This is a genomic window from Pseudomonas sp. FW306-02-D09B, from assembly GCF_058782685.1.
The window spans coordinates 200,847-220,132 of the sequence record NZ_JBYSXY010000001.1; the positions used below are offsets into that span (position 1 = coordinate 200,847).

Here is a 19,286-nt window from a genome sequence, read left to right on the forward strand (position 1 = left end):
TTTCACTCTTGAAACACTTGTCCTGTCCAGAAATATATTTCGCTCAACCCTCCATAAAACCTAAAGCCCTGCCGATACAGGGTATAGGCGCACACACACCCTCAAATCAAAGTCGCCTACCTGCATGCGGGGAACAATCCCCAGCCTGCCAGCGTTCACTGCATGGATGCTCGAAGACTTCACCACCCGAGAGTCATCCTATGTCCATACGTAATATGAATATCGCGCCTCGAGCGTTCCTGGGTTTTGCTTTCATTGCGTTGCTGGTGATCGTGCTCGGCGTCTTTGCCGTGAACCGCATGTCGATCATCCGCCAGGCCTCCATCGACATGGAAAGCAATCAGCTACCCAGCGTAGCCTTCCTTGGGAACATCACCGAGAACGTCCTGCGCTTGCGCATTCTGTCGTTTCGCGTGCTGGTCAATCGTGAAGCCGCCGGGTTGCAGGAAGCAGAAACCCGCATCAATGAGCTGGTCAACAAAGTCAGACAAGCTCAGAAAGGTTATGAGGCCTTGCCAGCAGGCCCGGAAGAAACGGCGCTGACTAAAACCTTTGCCGCTACCCTGGACAGCTATCTGCAAGCCCAAAGCCAGATGATGGAGCTGTCGCGGCAGAACAAAGTCGATGACCTGCGCAACCTGATCAATACGCGGATCAAGGACGGTACCGATCTGATGGGTGTGCAGTTGAACAAGCTGATCGACATTAACAAGGCTGGCGCAACTGCGGCCGACGCTGTCGCTGGCGACCAATATTCTTTCGCTACCAACGGCATCATCGCGGTTTCGGTGTTTGCCGCATTGGTGACGGTGTTGCTGGCCTGGCTGCTGACCCGCAGCATCGTTACACCACTGAACCGCGCGGTCGCCGCCGCGGAGTCAATTGCTGGCGGTAACCTCACCAAGCCTATCGAAGTCGATGGCAAGGACGAACCGGCGCGTTTGCTTGCTGCCTTGTCGACCATGCAGGCCAACTTGCGCAAAACCATCGAACAGATCGCCGGTTCCGCGAACCAGCTGGGGGCTGCCGCAGAAGAGCTCAGCGCCGTGACCGAGGAAGCATCGCGCGGTCTGCAACAGCAAAACAACGAGATCGAACAGGCCGCGACCGCCGTCAATGAAATGACCGCCGCCGTGGAAGAGGTCGCACGCAACGCGGTGTCCACCTCCGAAGCATCGAATCAATCGACCCAGGCCGCCCGTGAAGGTCGCGACCGCGTGGTGGAAACCGTCAACGCCATTCAGACCATGACCCATGACGTACAAAGCACCTCGCTGATGATTGAAGGCCTGGCCACTCAGGGCCGCGATATCGGCAAGGTGCTGGATGTGATTCGGGCGATTGCCGAGCAGACCAACCTGCTGGCACTTAACGCTGCCATCGAAGCGGCGCGTGCCGGTGAAGCCGGACGCGGTTTTGCGGTGGTGGCAGACGAGGTCCGCGCCTTGGCGCATCGCACCGCGCAATCGACCCAGGAAATCGAAAAAATGGTCGCCGGGATTCAAAACGGCACCGGCGAAGCGGTCGACTCCATGCAGCAAAGCAATCAGCGCACGCACACGACCTTGGAGTTGGCCCGTGCAGCCGGCGTGGCGCTGGAGCAAATCACCCAGTCGATCCACCAGATCAACGAGCGCAACCTGGTGATCGCCAGCGCCTCGGAAGAACAGGCGCAGGTGTCGCGCGAAGTGGACCGCAACCTGGTGAACATCCGCGACCTGGCCACCCAATCGGCCGCCGGTGCCAACCAGACCAGCGCCGCCAGCCATGAGCTGTCGCGCCTGGCGGTTGATTTGAATGCCATGGTGGCGCGTTTCGTGATTTGAGATAGGGTTGAATGTGGAGTTCGCGCGACAGGAGATGTACATGCGCTATTCAGCCTTGACCCAACGAATCGCCGGTGACGGAGCCGACGCCTGGCAGATTCACTACCGAGCGCTGGAATTGCGCGAGCAGGGCGTCGATGTCCTGCTGCTGTCGGTCGGCGACCCGGATTTCGATACGCCAAAACCGATCGTCCAGGCGGCCATCGACAGCTTGCTGGCCGGTGATACGCATTATTCGGAGGTGCGCGGCACGCGGTCGCTGCGCACCAGCATCGCCCGTCGTCACACCCGGCGCAGCGGGCAGGTGGTCGATGCCGATCATGTGCTGGTGCTGCCGGGCGCGCAGTGTGCGGTGTACTCGGTGGTGCAATGTTTGCTCGACCCAGGTGACGAGGTACTGGTCGCCGAACCGATGTACGTGACCTATGAAGGCGTGTTCGGTGCCTGCGGGGCGAAGGTGGTACCCATCGCTGTGCGGCCGGAAAACGGATTTCGCGTTGACCCGACAGACATCGCCGCACGGATCACTCCCAGGACGCGCGCCATTTTGCTCAACAGTCCGAACAATCCTTCCGGGGCAAGCCTGTCGCTGCCGATCTGGCAGGCGTTGGCGCATTTGTGCGTCAAGCATGACTTGTGGCTGATCAGCGATGAGGTCTACAGCGAACTGTTATTTGAGGGTGAGCACATCAGTCCGGCCAGCCTGCCGGGGATGGCCGAACGTACGGCGACCGTGAACAGTCTGTCGAAGTCTCACGCCATGACGGGCTGGCGAGTTGGTTGGGTGATCGGCCCGAAACGCTTGACTGAACACCTGGAGAACCTTTCGCTGTGCATGCTCTTTGGCATTCCCGACTTCGTGCAGAACGCAGCGCGTGTGGCTCTGGAGGCTGATTTGCCGGAACTTGCGCTGATGCGCAACGAGTACCGTGCGCGGCGTGATCTGGTGTGCGCGCGATTGAGCGATTGCCCAGGCATTAATCCGGTCATTCCGGATGGCGGGATGTTCGTGATGGTCGATGTGCGCCAGACCGGGGTCGGTGCGCAGGCGTTCGCCGAGAAACTGCTGGAAGGCTATGCCGTGTCGGTGCTCGCTGGTGAAGCGTTCGGGCCGAGTGCGGCGGGGCATATCCGCATTGGCCTGGTGCTCGACCAACAGCGGCTGGCCGAAGCCTGTCGCCGGATCGTGCGCTGCGCAACGGAGCTGCTGAAAGCCCGGCGGGCCTGAGCCGCCTGGAGCTGTGTGCTGAATTTGATGGCCTATTCGCGAGCAAGCCCGCTCCCACAGTAGATCTTTAATGAACACAGATTTTGTGTACGACATAGATCCAATGTGGGAGCGGGCTTGCTCGCGAAAGCTATCGAGCAAACGCCAAAACCCCATCAAGCGTTCCACGCAACCCCATTCACCAGATTCGTCGGGCGTTCACCGGCCAGTGCCATCAGCAGGTTGTCGACCGCACAGCGGGCCATGGCTTCGCGGGTTTCGTGGGTCGCAGAGCCGATGTGCGGAGTCGCCACCACGTTGTTCAACTGCAACAACGGCGAGTCGTAGGCCAGCGGTTCACGCTCGAATACATCCAGCCCCGCCGCACGAATCTGCCCTTGGCGCAACGCTTCGATCAACGCCGTTTCATCGACCACTTTGCCTCGGGAGATATTGATAAAAATACTCTCCGGGCGCATCAGTGCAAACTGCTCGGCGCCGATCAATCCTTCGGTTTCAGCGGTCAGCGGTAATGTCAGGCAGATAAAATCGGCCTGCTGCAACAGCGCAGGAAGGCTGCGGTACTGCGCGTCGAAACGCTGTTCCACCGCAGGTTTGGCGCTGTGGCTGTGATAGAGAATCGGCATCCCGAAACCGAAATGCCCACGCTGGGCCAACGCCTCGCCGATGCGGCCCATGCCGATAATGCCCAAGGTCTTGCCATGTACATCGGTGCCGAAATGCGCCGGGCCGATGTTGCGGTTCCATTGTCCGGCGCGCACCAGATTGGCCAGCTCGACCACACGCCGGGCCGTCGCCAGAATCAACGCAAAACCGGTGTCGGCGGTGGTTTCGGTCAACACGTCCGGGGTATTGCTGAGCAGGATCTGTCGGCGGTTCAGGTAGTCGATGTCGTAGTTGTCGACGCCGACCGAGACGCTGGCAATGGCCTCCAAGCGTGGCGCCAGGTCGAGCAGTTCGGCGTCCAGCTTCAGGCTGGCGCCCAGCAGACCGTGGGCCGAGGGCAGCGCTTCGCGCAAGCGTTTCAGACCCTCGGCGTCAAGGCTGTCGATCAGCGTCACCTCGGCCCGTTCGTGCAAGCGAGCCATGAGTGGCGCAGAGAGTTTTTTGTACAGCACGACCTGCTTTTTCATCCGATCAGTCTCTTGTTCAATTCAGGAATGTGCCGCTACGGGCCGGGCCGTTGCACGCGAGGGGTGGGCCCGGTCGCTGGCGCCGGGCTTGAGGAAAATCGTCAGCACCACCGAGAGCATCAAGGCAGCGCTCATCAATAGATAAGAGGCGCCGGGCGAGCCGGTGGAACTGTTCAAATAGCCGACCAGATACGACCCGCCGAACGAGCCGAGGGCGCCCATGCTGTTGATCAGCGCCATGGCACCGCCGGCGACGTTGGCTGGCAGGATCTCCGGGACGATGGCAAAGAATGGCCCGTAAGGGGCGTACATACAGGCGCCGGCAATCACCAGCAGCGCGTAGGACCACCAGAAGTGTTCAGCGCCAAGGGCATAGGAGGCGTAAAACGCGATGGAGGCAATCAACAACGGCGGCCAGACAAACCGTTTGCGCCGCTGAATCCGGTCCGAACCCCAGGACACCCCGAGCATCGCAATCACCGCTGCCAGATACGGCAGCGCCGACAGCCAGCCGGCTTCGATCATGTTCATCTGCGCACCGTGTTTGAGGATCGACGGCAGCCACAGCACAAACCCGTAGACGCCGATGCTCCAGCAGAAAAACTGCAAGGCCAGGATGATCACTTTGGGGGAACGGAACGCTTCGGCGTAGTTTTTCACCGCTTTGATCCCGACCTGTTCAGCGGCCAGGGCGCTTTGCAAGTCTTGCTTCTGCTGGTTGCTCAGCCACTTGGCGTCGGCAGGACGATCGTCGGCCAGGCGCCACCAGATAAATGCCCAGAGCACCGCCGGTAACCCTTCGACGATAAACATCCAGCGCCAGCTGAAATGCTCCACCAGATAACCCGACACCACCGACATCCAGAGCATGGTCACCGGGTTGCCGAGAATCAGAAACGTATTGGCTCGCGAGCGTTCGGCGCGAGTGAACCAGTGGCACAGGTAAACCAGCATCGCCGGCATCACGGCGGCTTCGACCACGCCCAGCAGGAAACGGATGGCGATCAGCATGTAGGCGTTGGAGACGATGCCGGTCAACGTGGCGAGGCCACCCCAGAGGATCAGGCTGACGAAGATCAATTTCTTCACGCTGTGCTTTTGCGCGTAGATTGCTCCCGGCACCTGGAAGAAAAAGTACCCGAGAAAGAACAGCGCACCGAGCAGCGAGGACAGTCCCGGTGTGATCATCAGGTCGGCGGCCATCCCGGAGGCGGCGGCAAAACCGTAGTTGGCGCGGTCCAGATAAGCCAGGCTGTAGGTGATAAACACCATCGGCATGATGTACCACCAGCGGCGGGTGGCGAGGTTCAGCGTTTGCATGGTAGTGCTCCTGAGCTTGTTGTTTTTGTCGCAGCAGGTAACGGTTTAATCAATCAGTGACGGTGCGGGCCCTATTGCGAGCTTGCTCGCGATTGGCGGTCTCGAATTCAGCGGATAACTGAGCACGGGTCGGCAAACCCTCCATATCCCCACGGCTCTGCACCGCGCGGCTGCCAATCCAGTTGGCCCGCCGCACGGCATCGGGGACGCTGAAGTTCTCCAGCAAAGCGCTGATCACCCCGACCGCAAAACCATCGCCGGCACCCACCGTGTCCACCACGTTGGCCACGGGCACACCGGGTACAAAACCCTGATCGTGTCGGGTACGGTAATAGGCGCCGTCAGGGCCGAGTTTGATCACCACCGCCTCGGCGCCCTGATCCAGATAAAACGCCGCAATGTCGGCCGGGTCCGCGAAACCGCTGAGCAAACGTCCCTCACTCAGCCCTGGCAGCACCCAATGGGCCAAGGCGGCGAGGCGATTGATTTCGCCGATCATCTGCTGTTCGCTGCCCCACAGCGTCGGGCGCAGGTTGGGATCGAACGAGACGCTGCGCCCGGCCTCGCGCATGCGGGTCATCAATTCGAAAGACATCTGCCGCGCCGACCCGGACAGAGCCGGGACAATGCCGGTGGCGTGCAGATGTCGGGCTTGAAGCAGTTCAGGCACGATCGACTGCACGGACAGAAGACTGGCCGCCGAACCCCGGCGGAAGTATTCGACGTGAGGATCGCGGCCATCGTCGGCACGCGACTTGAGCTGGAAACCGGTTGGGTGCGCGGGGTCGGTCTCGACGAAACGACAATCCAGACCTTCCTGTTCCAGGGTGTCGACCACAAACCGGCCCAGCGAATCCGCACCGACCCGGCTCAGCCAGGACACCTTGAACCCCAGTCGCGACAGACCAATCGCGACATTACTGTCGGCACCGGCGATGCGCTTGTGGAACTGCGTAACGTCGGCCAGATCACCGCTCTGTTCGGCGACAAACATCGCCATGGTTTCGCCAAACGACAGAATATCGATCTCAGACATGAGCACTCTCCAGCCGTACTTGACCCAGGCGGGCGAGGGTGGCGACATGCTCGGCGGTCAGTTGCACCAGGTCTGTACCTTGCAGCGGATATTCCACCGCCCGCATCACCCCTTGGGGCATGTGCTGCAGGTGCTGTGCCCATTCGTGCAAATCATCAAGCGAGGGCGGTATGGCGACCCGCTTGCCGTCGGCACGGCGACGGACCGCTTTGCAATGCACATAGCCGACATGCCGGCCAAGCAAGCGCGCGGCGCTGGCGGCGGATTGGTCCTGCCATTGCCAGTTGCCGATATCGAAGGTCATCTGCACTGGCAGCGCATGCGCTTCAACTGCGCTGAAAAACCGTTGGAACGGCTCGATGCGTCCACCTTGCAAGGTCTGGTCATTCTCCACCAGCAACTGCACCGGGCTTTGGGACAAGCAGCGGGCCAGCGCCGACAGAGAGTGAGTGTCGGTGAATTCACCCAGCGAGACTTTCAGCCACTTGGCACCAAACGCACGGGCTCGCCTTAAGGTGTCGGGCAATTCTGGATGGGGCTGCTCTTGCCCGGCGAGCCACAGTTCCAGCGGTGAGGAAAACACGCAACCCAAGCCGCTGTGTTCGATGGCCGCAGCCACTTGTGCCGACACTTCATCGGTGAGCAGTTCTTCACGCAGCTCAATGCGATCAGCGCCGGCAGCGGCCAGCAACTCGACAAAACTCAACTGCCCACGCTGGCGAACCAGTTCGGCGCCGTAGCTGGAAAGGCTGATGGAAACGGGTGGTTTATTCATTGTTTTGCACCTCTGAAACCGGTTTCATTTTTGTTCAAATTTTTTTGCTGCCATTCACAACCTGTGGCGAGGGAGCTTGCTCCCTCGCCACAAAGTTTCAGCGCGGCCGTGTCGACCCACGCTCAATCAACCGCGCCGCAAAATCCAGGGTCCGCGCCGGCCCATCATCGCCGCGCAAGCGCTTGAGCAAACACTCGAACGCGCTCGCGCCAATCTCTGCAGTTGGCTGGGCGAGGGCAGTAATACCGCTGCCCACCAGCGGGTACCAGTCGAGGTCGTCGAGGGCGATCAAGCCGATGTCTTCAAACAGCCTGCAACCCAACTCGCGCAAGGCGCGGGTGCCGGCCAACGTGGCAATACCGTTGGCGCAAAACAGCGCTTTCGGACCGGGGCCGGGGGTGGCCAGGAAGGATTTCAGCTGTGTGTTCAGCTCACCGCCGGTCTCAACCACCGCGCCGCTCAACAGCGTGCGTCGCTCGATCTGCGCCTTGAAGCTGTTCACCCGCTCAATCCGTGAGCTGGTGCCGTCGAAGGGTTCGCTGACCAACACAATCTCGCGATAGCCGCGAGCTTCAAGATGATCCAGGGCCATCTCGACCGCTGCCGGGTTGTTCAGCCCGACCAGGTCGCTGTCCAGCAGATCGACCTTGCGATCCACCAGCACCATCGGCAGTTCACGGTGCAGCTCGCGCAGCTCATCAAGGTGATGGCCGAGGGTGTTCACGATCAAGCCTTCGATGTTGTACGAGCGCAGTGCCGCCAGATGCTGGCGTTCCTGCTCATCGTCGCGGTCGGTGTTGCACACCACCAGGCTGTAGCCGTGCTGTCGGCAAGCGGTTTCCACGCCATGCATCACGGCAATCGAATAGGGGTTACGGATATCGGCCACCAGCATGCCGATCAGACGGGTACGCCCGCGTTTCAAACCGCGAGCCATCTGGTTCGGGCGATAGCCCAGTTCGCTGATCGCTTGCTCGATGCGTTTGGCAGTGGCCTCGGACAGCAAGGCGCGGTCTTCGCCAATAAAACGCGACACGCTGGCCTTGGAGACCCTGGCGTGCTCGGCAACATCGAGCATGGTGACGCGGCCGCGCTGGGCGGCGGAAAAAGTAGTCACGGTGTGAAGCCTTGTTGTTTGAGTTGTGGTGGCTGCTGCTGAAACCGGTTTCAGAAAACACCAAGCGCGGGTGAACGTCAAGTTCATCGGCGAAGGAAGTTGTAGGAAAAGTCGGATTTAACCGACAGGCGGTCTTCAGACCTGTCAGATCTGACAGTAGCCGGTGTTGGGGATAGGGCGTTTAATTTCTTGCAGGGATAACAAGTTACTTCCTGTTATTGAAGAGCGACTCCCAACAACGCCTGTTTGAACGTGCATCAATTCTACTGTGATGGAGAACGTGAAATGACTGCTAACGAAAAGCTGAGATCGAAACTGACCCGGCAACAACTTGCTGAACAAGTTCGTAACAACCACCGCTCTTTCAATTCAGCCATTCTGGCAGACCCGCACCCGGCTCCAAAAATTGCGGGGCTGGTCGGTGATGGGCTGCCGCCTAAAGCCTTACTGGATGAGACAAACGTCGTGGTCGTAGTGGAGTCACTGAACGAATACAGTGAAGGCGATACAGGCGAATTACAGTTGCTTGATCCAAGTGAGATGGTCCAGGACCCGACGAACCCGGGGGGGCCGCTGATACCAAAAGTTATTTATCAGGGACCTGTACAGAACTTGCCAGATTCTGCAGCAGGGTACCCTCAAAGCTTTGCTCTACCAAGTGTTGAACTGGTTGATTTTGACAAAGTTCACGCTGCTACTCGCTTGCAGGTACGCGTAATGGTTACCGTGGGAAGTACCGGTAACCTAGCTCCCACAGATGTACTTGATATTGGTGTCGATAGGTATGCGCCTTACCAAAGCAAGCAGGATGGCAGTTACCTTCGACCTGTTAGAGTTGAAGTTTTAAATGTGCCAGGAGATATTGACGAGCAGTGGCTGAAAGATAATACGCACCTGAAATTGAAAGTTGACGTGGGTTATCAATTTTATTTATCGAGCGATCGGATTCATATCTCCATCTCTACTACTGAGTCAGGGGCAGATGGCCCACTTCCGAATGTGGTTTATTCCGGGTGGTTAACTGCCAGTGGCTTGGTTGATATTTTGGTTAAGGATTTTGAAAATGAAGTGAAAAATGATGGACCGATTTATGTGAGCTACGTCCTTGCGGATGAAGTGGGTAACGATAGCAAAGTTTCATTGAATACTACTGTTAAGGTGGTGCTGCGTCCTGAGCCCGAGTTCCAGAAACCTAGAATTCCTATTGTGACTGAAGGAGGAACACTTGATTATAAAACGCTTGAATCAAAGGTCTATGCCTTTGTAGATCGTGGTAATCACTGGAACCCCACAGACAAAATTCTGCTCAAGCTGAGACGCGTCAGTGATGGTGCTATTTTTGAAGTGGCGGAACTCCCAGTGGGTACTGGTAACCTGCTTCGATTCGATCTCATCTATCTAGTCCTTAAATTACTGCCAATCGATGATGAGACCGTGACTCGGGTAGAATTGTTTTATGAGCTGAAACGAGGGGTCGAGACGCCACGCCCTTCACCTCCAACAGACTTTATTATCGATTTGACAAAGGCCGGCCCGGTTAACCCCGATCTACCGAGCTTGACCAATCCGAATATGGCGAAAGTCGTGGTTACAGGGGCATCCGGAACGCCGAATCATATTAAGGGCGAAGACCGTGGCAAACCGGCCACTATCCAGACCTCAATGGCGGAAGCCGGTGGTAGTTGGACACCTCTAGGCAATGAGGAAGCTGAGGTAGTCTACGAAGGTGAAGTGGTTCACTCGGAGGGGTTGAAAGGGGGGCAGGACGTACTCGAATTCAATATATCTGAGGCAGTTATTGATCGGCACGGTACTGGCAAAAAATTTGTCTGGTGGACTATTCTGGGAGATTTGAGTTCCAATAAATGGCTCTCGAAAAAAACTGAAGTGACCGTTGATGCGGCGATCGTCGAGTTTGACGCTCCATCGGCACCTACCTTCCCGATCACTGACGGTGGTGTGAGAAAACAGGTTGTTAACTGCAGAAGCCTCACCATGGTTGGTACAGATCGTCAACTGGTGGTAACGGTTCCTATCAATCCCACCTATATGCCGGCGGGCTCCACTGTTGTAGTGCATTCAGTCGGTACGTCTGATCGTGAAGGGTTTGTGCCTATTCCTGGTGCCGATTTTTCTGAAGCTCACACAATCACCCCCGCTGAAGTGACAGCGGGTGAGTTTGAGGTGAGTATTAGACCCTACTCAACTAAAATCAAATCCATTCAGCCAACCCAGGGTTCTGGACAACTAAATGGCGCTATTAAAATTTCGTACGTCGTACAAATTAAAGATAAGTCATATCCATCAGATGAGTTCTTGCGTGAAGTAAGGCTCTTGGCCAATGGTCTATATTGTGAAGGGACGGAAACACTTTAAATACTACTGGTCGAGTCAGCAGGGAGAGGCCAACAACTCTCTCTGTTTTTCATGCTCCGACCTACCAGAGGGAAAAGTCTGATTGGGCTGATGAAAAGTCCTACATACGCGAATCGTTTACGCACGTAGTCTCCCGCGCATTCCGGGAGGAGAGCTCCCGTGTCGGACTACTGGATCTTTCCTTCAAGGACAGATAATTACCTGGATACCTCACTATGTCGTTAACGCAACTCTTTAGCCTGAACCCGGTTGTCGTAGGGCTCAATATGTCATCACTGGCCCTTCTGTCATTGATCGCGCCCTATGCCAGCGCTCAGCGCCTGGACGGCACCAGCCTTACGATCAGCGCACCGGGGGTGACCCAGGACTGGCAGCTTTACAGCAATGCAGTTTTAACGGTCGACGGTGTTTCAACGTTTGATATTCGCGCTATACAGTCGACGCTCAATGTCAATTCCGGCACGACGCAACAGATTTCAGCCAGCCTGGGCTCGACGGTCAATCTGGTGAATACCACCGTCAACGCGGCTGACGGCCAGAACGGTGTTGTACTGGTCAACAGCGTCGCGACCATTAGCGACAGCACCATCAACAGTAACCGATTGGGCATACGGATCGCCCGCAATACGACTACGAATACCGGATCTACTGCGACAGTGACCGGCAGCACGATCACTGGCGGGACGGGTGGGGCGTGGGTCACCGGACTTAGTGCTCTGAATCTTTCGAACTCCACGCTGCAAGGCACTGACGCCACCAGTTATGGGCTTCGGCTGACCAATGGTAGCGTGACTGCCAGCAACGGCAGCCGCATCATTGGCGGTCAGTATGGCGTGAGCTTCACGCTGGATACCACGGTTGATCAACCCGGCACACTGGTGCTGCACAAATCGAGTGCGGAAAGTCGAACGGGTTCGGCGATCCTTGTCGATTACGCCGGTAAGGACAGTGCCCCGACGCAGATCGATATTCTCAACGGTTCCACTCTCAAGGGCGGTAACGGCATCATTCTGGACGTGACGGGCAAGGCGTTGGTCAATATGAACGTCGGTAACAGCGCCCTGAACGGCATTGTTCAAGTGGCCGGCAACAGCACCGCGAACCTGAATTTCAAGCAAGGCTCGCTGACCGGTGACGTGATCGCCGAGTCGGGTAGTACGGCGAATGTTCAGCTGCAGCAAGGTTCTCTGTTGACCGGGCGCCTGGAGAACGTCGCCGCGCTCGGCATCGATCATCAATCCGAATGGGCCATGACCGGCAACAGCCAGGTCGGCGACCTGCACACAGAAGGTACTGTCAGGTTTGGTGCTGATCATGGCACTGACTACAAACAACTGGATGTAACCAACCTGTCGGGCGACGGCCTGTTTCTCATGCGCACCCACTTCACCACGGGTGAGACCGATCTGTTGAACGCCGATTACGCTACCGGTGATCATCGACTGCTGATCTCCAGTAGCGGTGTCGATCCGGCCAGTGGTCAGCGCATCATCGTGGTGCGTATACAAGACGGCGATGCTCAGTTCAAGTTGGCCAATGCCGATAGTACGGTCGATCTGGGGACGTATTCCTATGGGCTGACTCAGGATACAACCGGTAAAAACTGGTTCCTCGACCCGAGCAAGCGCACCGTCAGCCCCTCCACTCGGGTCGTCAGTGCCTTGTTTGGTGCACCGCTCACCGTGTTGTACGGCGAAGACGCCTCGCTACGCACTCGCATGGGCGAAGTGCGCTTCAACCCCGGCAAGTCGGGGGGCTGGAGCCGCGCTTTTGGCAGCAAGTACAACGTTAATGGGGACTACGACAATAGCTATCGGCAGATGCAGCAAGGTTTTGCGTTGGGTGTCGATACAGCTTTGGGCGATGGCCCATTGTTGCTGGGCGTGATGGCGGGCTATAGCCAGTCGGACCTCGCTCTGAACCATGGCAGTTCGGCCACCGTCGACAGCTACTTCCTGGGCGGCTACCTGACTTGGTTGGGTGAGCTCGGGTATTACGTCGATAGCACTCTCAAACTCAATCGCCTGGAGAACAAAGCCGATGTTGCGATGAGTGATGGGGCGAAGTCCAAGGGGGATTACGGTAATACCGCCGTGAGTGCGTCTGTGGAGGCGGGTCGGAAAATCGAACTCCGCAACGGATATTTCATCGAGCCCTCCACTCGATGGTCGACCGCCTACATTCAGGGCAAGAATTATGGTCTGGATAACGGCATGGAGGTCGAGGGCGACGGGACCTATTCATTGCTGGGCAAAGTTGGGGTAACGGTGGGTCGTGAACTGCAGATGAAGAACGGCAGCACACTGCAGCCTTATGTCCGCGCAGCGCTGGCCCACGAGTTTTCCAAAAGCAATAAGTACAAGGTGAACGAAACTGCCTTCAACCATGACATTTCCGGGTCGCGCGTCGAAGTAGGGGCAGGGGTTGCCGTGAAGCTGACCGAACGTTGGAGTGTAAACGCCGAGGTCGAGTACATGAACGGCACGAACATCGAAATGCCGACCCGCGGGACGCTGGGCGTGCAGTTCAAGTTTTAAGGGGCGATGAAATTTTGGAAAGCCGCGTTTCGACAGAAGTGCGGCTTTTTTTTATGGTTTTTTTTGCAGTCGCAAACCCTGGTGAAACCGCAAACCGACCGGTGGTCGCTATACCTGTCAGATCTGACAGTAGCCGGTCTTGGTGATCGGGTGTTTAATTTATTGTAAGGGCTAACGGGATATTTACTGTTAGTGAAGAGCGATCACCAGTAAGGCCTGTTCGGACGGGCATCAATTCAATTGTGATGGAGAACATGAAATGACTGCTAAGGAAACGGAAACACCGAATCCTAACCTCCCACTCCCAAATAAAGCGGGGTTGCACCCGGCGCCAGTGATTAAGGGCTTGATCGAGAATGGACTGTTAACTAAAGCACTTCTGGTTCAGCCGGTAGTAGTGGTTGAACTGGTGGGGCTGAACGAATATAGTCAGGGTGATACTGCTGAGCTGCACTTGATTGATTCGAAAAAACCATTTCCATCTATTGTTTATGTAGGACCTCGAAAGTCTTTGCCTGAGACTGCAGCAGGGTACCCTCAATATTTTGATCTGCCGAGTGCTGAACTGCTTGATGATGATGTGATGAATGACTCAACTTACTATCAAGTGAGATTGGTTGTCACTGAAGGCAGTACGGGTAATGATATTCCTACAGAAAAACTCGCCATTCGAGTCGATCGCCATGCTCCTTACCAAAGTAAATATAACGGTGGCTACAATCGGCCCATGAAGCTTGTCTTTATAAATGTGCCAGTTGATCAAGTCATTGATAAACAATGGTTGGCGGAACATTCATACTTGAAGCTTAAAGTAGACGCCGGCTACCCTTTTCATCAGCAGAGTGACTTTATCAGAGTTTCTATTTTTGACACCGTGCCGGACGCTGATTCTCCGCTCCCCAATGAAGTGTATTTCGGATATTTGGATGAAGGTGGACAAGTCAACATCCCTGTTGAACGTTTTAAAGAGTACCTGGGTGTAGATCGTACTCTTTATATGGCTTACTCTATTACCGACAGTGCAGGTAATGCCAGCAAGGTGTCGGTGCACGCTTACCTGGATGTGAAACTTCGCGCTGAGCCAGTGCTGGAAGCGCCCATATTACCGGTGCTGGGATCCGATGGAGTGCTTGATTTAGCAAAGGTTCAGCCAACACCGAAATGCTACGTCCCTCTTCCTGAACACTCACTCCCAACGGATCGGATTCTGTTATTCCTTGATGATATTAAAGTGGCGGAGCAGGTAGTGGGCGAGGGGCCAGGCCCCTTGGAGTTCTGGCTCAGCTACTTGATCATTAGCCAATTGCCTATTTATCCTGACGCACTGTATCAGGCATCACTGTCCTATCAGCTTATGCGGGGCAATGAACCGCCGCGTCAGTCTCCCCTGCTAGAATTTTTTATTGACTTTATAATGGCCGGCCCGAAAAGCAAGAATCTTCCGGACTTGACAAATTCGGAGATGGTGAACGTCGAACTTCGGGGGCAATCCGGGACGCTGAATCATTTAACGAGCAAGGACCATGGCAAGCCGGTCACTATCCGGACATCGATGAAAAAACCTCATGACCCTTGGCAGATTCTAGGCAATGAGACTATTGGACTTTGGTTCGCTGGAAAACCGATCTACACGTTGCCTTTGACCGGTGCCGAGATAGAACTTGTATTCGAGATGTCTTGGTCCGTTATTGATCAGGCAGGTCCTGGCAGCCACAATGCCTTTTGGACTATTTATACGGATGGAAGCAAGAATGTGTTCCGCTCGGAAAGAACGGTGGTGATCGTTGATGCCGCAGCCGAATTCACGCCTCCATCGGCACCATAGAAATTTGCTGTACACGGCAGGTGAATGGTCAGCCCGTTCAGTCAGAGGTGTTCATTCGTGAAGTTGGGTTGTTGAGCAGTGGCTTGTAGTGCTCAGAGACGTCAATACTCTAATTAATGTTGGTCAAGGCACAGAGAAAGGTTCACACCTTTCTCTGTTTTTCCATGCGCTGATTTTTCAGGGGAGGGACGTCTGCTTGGACTGATAAAAGCTCTGTCATTTGTCGCACCCATTGCGCGCAATAGTGCCGCGCACAGTTATTCGTCAACTGAACAACCCCGCGGCGATATTGATCGAAAACCCCAGGATGGCGGTATTGAACAGAAAACCGATCAGTGATTGGGCCAGCACGATCTTGCGCAAACTGCGTGTGGCCACCCCGACATCGGCGGTTTGTACTGCCACGCCGATGGTGAACGAGAAATACAGAAAGTCCCAATAGTTGGGGTTTTTCAAGCCTTCGGCAAAGCGCAGCGCCGGCTCCTTGCCGTCCCAGGTGTAGAACAGCCGGGCGTAGTGCACGCTGAAGATCACCCCGACCAACAACCATGAACCGATCACTGTCATCCCGGTGAAGCCGTAATGCAATAGCCGTCGGCTGGTCTCCAGGTCCTTGCTGCCGACCAGTTCCAGGGTGATGGTGGCGAGGCTGGCAATCGCCGCGATACAGACGATGAGCAGTACCATGCCGGCGTTTTCATCTTCGGCTTCGGCGATGCGTTTTACATCATCGGCCCGCGCGCGGATGGTGAGCCAGAGCATCAGTACCAGATAGGTCCAGACTCCGGCATTCCAGCCAATAAGGATTTTGCTGATGATCGAACTGGCCGGAGCCAGGAGGCTGACCGTTAGCCCGAGCAGGGCGGCGGCGGTCAGGCGAGGGTGGGTGCGCAGGAGGTGTGGCATGGTCACTCGATAGGACGGGTTTTAACCACCATAGCGCAGCGCGGTCCATTGTGGCGAGGGAGCAAGCTCCCTCGCCACAAGGTTGTGTCTGGTTCAGGGTTTAGCTTGGCGTTTCCTGACCAGTTTCATCACCACTACAAAAAACACCGGCACAAACACCACCGCCATGGTTGCGGTGATCATTCCGCCGATCACGCCGGTGCCGATCGCCTGCTGACTCGCCGAGCTAGCGCCGGTGGCAATCGCCAGCGGTACCACGCCAAGGATGAACGCCAGCGAGGTCATGATGATCGGCCGCAGGCGCAAGCGTGCGGCTTGCACCGTGGCGTCGATCAGGTCATGGCCTTCGTCGTACAGGCTCTTGGCGAACTCGATGATCAGGATCGCGTTTTTCGCCGACAGCCCGATGATGGTGATCAGTCCGACCTTGAAGAACACGTCGTTGGGCATTCCGCGCAAGGTCACCGCCAGCACCGCGCCGAGCACACCCAGCGGTACCACCAGCAGCACCGAAGTCGGAATCGACCAGCTCTCGTACAGCGCCGCCAGACACAGGAACACGATCAGCAACGACAAGCCGAGCAGCATCGGTGCCTGGCTGCCGGACAAGCGCTCCTGCAATGACAAACCGGTCCATTCCTGACCCAGTCCCGCCGGGCCTTGGGCGACCAGACGCTCGATTTCCGCCATCGCTTCGCCGGTGCTGTGACCGGGTGCCGGCTCACCGGAAATGCTGATGGCCGGGTAACCGTTGTAGCGCGTCAGCTGCGCCGGGCCCTGGGTCCATGTGGCCTGGACGAACGCCGACAGTGGGACCATTTTGTCGGCATTGTTGCGCACGTGGATCTTCAGCAAGTCGTTAACCTGACTGCGTTGATCGCCTTCAGCCTGAACCACCACCCGCTGCATCCGCCCCTGGTTGGGGAAATCGTTGATGTAGGCCGAACCGACGGCGGTGGACAGCACGTTACCGATATCGGCGAATGAAACGCCCAAGGCATTGGCCTGTTTGCGGTCGACCTCCAGTTGCACTTGCGGTGCTTCCGCCAGGGCACTTTCGCGCACGTTCATCAGGATCGGGCTTTTCTCGGCAGCCGCCAGCAAGGCACTGCGCGCTTGCATCAGCGCCGCATGACCCAGGCCACCGCGGTCTTGCAGGCGAAACTCGAAACCGCTCGACGTACCGAGGCCGTCAACCGGAGGCGGCAGTATCGAGAAGGCCACGGCGTCCTTGATCTGACTCAAGGCACCGTTGGCGCGATTGGCAATCGAGGCCGCCGAGTCATCGCTGCCGCGTTCAGACCAATCCTTGAGCGTGGTAAACGCCAGGGCTGCGTTCTGACCGCTGCCGGAGAAGCTGAAGCCGAGAATCACTGTGCTGTCGCCGACACCGGGTTCAGTGGCGTTGTGCGCTTCGATCTGCTCGACCACCTGCACCGTACGGTTCTTGCTGGCACCCGGTGGCAGTTGAATGTCGGTGATGGTGTAGCCCTGGTCTTCGACCGGCAGGAAGGACGAGGGCAGGCGACTGAAGCAAAACACCAAACCAATCAACAACACGCCATAGACCAGCAGATAACGACCACTGCGTTTCAGGGCGTAGACCACCCAGCGCTGATAGCCCTCGGTCATCTGCTCGAAGCGCTGGTTGAACCAGCCGAAGAAACCGCCCTTGGCATGATGTTCACCTTTGGCGATCGGTTTCAGCAGCGTGGCGCAGAGTGCCGGGGTGAGTGTCAGGGCGAGGAACGCCGAGAACAGAATCGACGTCGCCATCGACAGCGAGAACTGTTGGTAGATCACCCCGACCGAGCCAGGCATGAACGCCATCGGGATAAACACCGCCACCAGCACCAGGGTAATGCCGATGATCGCCCCGGTAATCTGGCTCATGGCTTTGCGTGTTGCTTCTTTGGGCGACAGGCCTTCGTTGACCATGATCCGCTCGACGTTCTCGACCACGACGATAGCGTCGTCGACCAGAATGCCGATCGCCAGGACCATGCCGAACATGGTCAGTACGTTGATCGAGAAACCCAGCGCCATCATGGTCGCAAAAGTGCCCATCAATGCCACGGGCACCACCAACGTCGGGATCAGCGTATAGCGGATGTTCTGCAGGAACAGGAACATCACCGCGAACACCAGCAGCATCGCCTCGCCGAGGGTGTAGACCACTTTGGTGATCGAGACTTTGACGAACGGGGAGGTGTCGTACGGAATCTTGTATTCCACACCGGCCGGGAAGTAGCGCGCCAGCTCGTCCATCTTCTCGCGCACCAGCGTTGCGGTGCTCAAGGCGTTGGCGCCGGGCGACAGTTGCACGCTGACCGCTGTCGACGGCTTGCCGTTGAGGCGGGTGGAGAACTGGTATTCCTGGCTGCCGATTTCGACCCGCGCCACATCACCCACGCGCACCGTGGAACCGTCAGGATTGGCCCGCAGCACAATGTCGGCGAACTCTTCGGGGGTCGACAGTTGACCTTTCACCAGCACCGTCGCGGTGATTTCCTGGGTGGTGCGGGTCGGCAAATCGCCGATGCTGCCGGCCGAGACCTGGGCGTTCTGCGCGACGATCGCCGCGTTGACGTCGGCCGGGGTCAGGTTGAAACCGATCAGTTTCTGCGGGTCGATCCAGATCCGCATGGCCCGTTCGGCGCCATACAGCTGAGCCTTGCCGACGCCGTCCAGACGCTTGATTTCGTTCATCACGTTGCGCGCCAGATAGTCGCTGAGCGCTACGTCATTGAGCTTGCCGTCGCTGGAGGTGAGGGTGATCAACAGCAGGAAGCCGGCCGAGACTTTCTCGACCTGCAAACCTTGTTGGGTCACCGCTTGCGGCAGGCGCGACTCGATCACCTTGAGCCGGTTTTGCACATCGACCTGAGCCATTTCCGGATCGGTACCGGGCTGGAAGGTTGCGGTGATGGTCGCGGTGCCAAGGCTGCTCTGGGATTCGAAATACAGCAGGTGATCGGCGCCGTTGAGCTCGCCCTCGATCAGGCTGACCACGCTTTCGTCGATGGTTTGCGCCGAGGCGCCCGGGTACACCGCATAGATCTCGACTTTCGGCGGGGCAACGTTGGGGTACTGCGCGACAGGCAGCTGCGGGATAGCCAGCGCACCGGCCAACAAGATAAACAGTGCGACCACCCAGGCGAACACCGGGCGGTCGATAAAGAATTGCGGCATAAAGTCTGCGTCCTG

Annotated in this window: 12 protein-coding genes and 1 pseudogene; 6 read left to right on the top strand and 7 right to left on the bottom strand. The window is 57.2% G+C overall.

The annotated features are described in order from the left end of the window. Positions 1-215: 215 nt before the first annotated feature. From AC3WK5_RS01050 to AC3WK5_RS01060, 3 genes and pseudogenes are all read left to right on the top strand, one after another. Positions 216-968 (top strand): annotated as a pseudogene (locus AC3WK5_RS01050) (MCP four helix bundle domain-containing protein); the annotation flags it as partial. After that, a complete protein-coding gene (locus AC3WK5_RS01055) occupies positions 963-1,826 on the top strand; it encodes a methyl-accepting chemotaxis protein (RefSeq protein WP_371917664.1) in 864 nt (287 codons plus the stop codon). The pseudogene AC3WK5_RS01050 and the gene AC3WK5_RS01055, both read left to right, overlap by 6 nt. A gap of 40 nt (positions 1,827-1,866) precedes the next feature. After that, positions 1,867-3,054, top strand: a complete 1,188-nt coding sequence (locus AC3WK5_RS01060) for a pyridoxal phosphate-dependent aminotransferase (RefSeq protein ID WP_103316374.1) — start codon at positions 1,867-1,869, stop codon at positions 3,052-3,054. Between the two features lie 155 nt (positions 3,055-3,209). Here AC3WK5_RS01060 and AC3WK5_RS01065 read toward each other — a convergent pair whose 3' ends face one another. The 5 genes from AC3WK5_RS01065 to AC3WK5_RS01085 form a co-directional block, all read right to left on the bottom strand. After that, positions 3,210-4,187, bottom strand: coding sequence for an NAD(P)-dependent oxidoreductase (locus tag AC3WK5_RS01065; protein ID WP_103316373.1), 978 nt, complete (start codon positions 4,185-4,187; stop codon positions 3,210-3,212). 21 nt (positions 4,188-4,208) lie between these two features. Further along, the gene (locus tag AC3WK5_RS01070; protein ID WP_103316372.1) at positions 4,209-5,507 is read right to left on the bottom strand and encodes an MFS transporter; all 1,299 of its coding nucleotides are present in this window, start codon (positions 5,505-5,507) and stop codon (positions 4,209-4,211) included. 49 nt (positions 5,508-5,556) lie between these two features. Continuing rightward, the gene (locus tag AC3WK5_RS01075; RefSeq protein ID WP_103316371.1) at positions 5,557-6,543 is read right to left on the bottom strand and encodes a sugar kinase; all 987 of its coding nucleotides are present in this window, start codon (positions 6,541-6,543) and stop codon (positions 5,557-5,559) included. Further along, positions 6,536-7,318: a sugar phosphate isomerase/epimerase family protein gene (locus tag AC3WK5_RS01080; RefSeq protein ID WP_103316370.1), complete on the bottom strand. Its 783-nt coding sequence runs from the start codon at positions 7,316-7,318 to the stop codon at positions 6,536-6,538. Before AC3WK5_RS01080 ends, AC3WK5_RS01075 begins: the two co-directional genes overlap by 8 nt. 97 nt (positions 7,319-7,415) lie before the next feature. Further along, positions 7,416-8,435: a LacI family DNA-binding transcriptional regulator gene (locus AC3WK5_RS01085; protein WP_103316369.1), complete on the bottom strand. Its 1,020-nt coding sequence runs from the start codon at positions 8,433-8,435 to the stop codon at positions 7,416-7,418. 285 nt (positions 8,436-8,720) lie between these two features. Here AC3WK5_RS01085 and AC3WK5_RS01090 point away from each other — a divergent pair, with 285 nt between their 5' ends. The 3 genes from AC3WK5_RS01090 to AC3WK5_RS01100 all read left to right on the top strand — a co-directional run bounded on the left by AC3WK5_RS01090 (position 8,721) and on the right by AC3WK5_RS01100 (position 15,173). Then, complete coding sequence (locus tag AC3WK5_RS01090; RefSeq protein WP_103316368.1) at positions 8,721-10,811, top strand: hypothetical protein; 2,091 nt, start codon at positions 8,721-8,723, stop codon at positions 10,809-10,811. Positions 10,812-11,026: 215 nt separating this feature from the next. Further along, on the top strand, positions 11,027-13,348 hold the full coding sequence (locus AC3WK5_RS01095; RefSeq protein WP_103316367.1) for an autotransporter outer membrane beta-barrel domain-containing protein: 2,322 nt from the start codon (positions 11,027-11,029) through the stop codon (positions 13,346-13,348). A 259-nt stretch (positions 13,349-13,607) separates the two neighbouring features. Further along, positions 13,608-15,173 (top strand): hypothetical protein, encoded by a 1,566-nt coding sequence (locus AC3WK5_RS01100; RefSeq protein WP_103316366.1) that lies wholly within the window; start codon positions 13,608-13,610, stop codon positions 15,171-15,173. A gap of 264 nt (positions 15,174-15,437) precedes the next feature. On the opposite strand, the gene AC3WK5_RS01105 is transcribed toward AC3WK5_RS01100, so the two are convergent. Both AC3WK5_RS01105 and AC3WK5_RS01110 read right to left on the bottom strand, forming a co-directional pair. Continuing rightward, positions 15,438-16,079: a DUF1345 domain-containing protein gene (locus AC3WK5_RS01105; RefSeq protein ID WP_103316365.1), complete on the bottom strand. Its 642-nt coding sequence runs from the start codon at positions 16,077-16,079 to the stop codon at positions 15,438-15,440. A gap of 93 nt (positions 16,080-16,172) precedes the next feature. Further along, a complete protein-coding gene (locus tag AC3WK5_RS01110; protein WP_103316364.1) occupies positions 16,173-19,271 on the bottom strand; it encodes a multidrug efflux RND transporter permease subunit in 3,099 nt (1,032 codons plus the stop codon). Between the last annotated feature and the right edge of the window lie 15 nt (positions 19,272-19,286).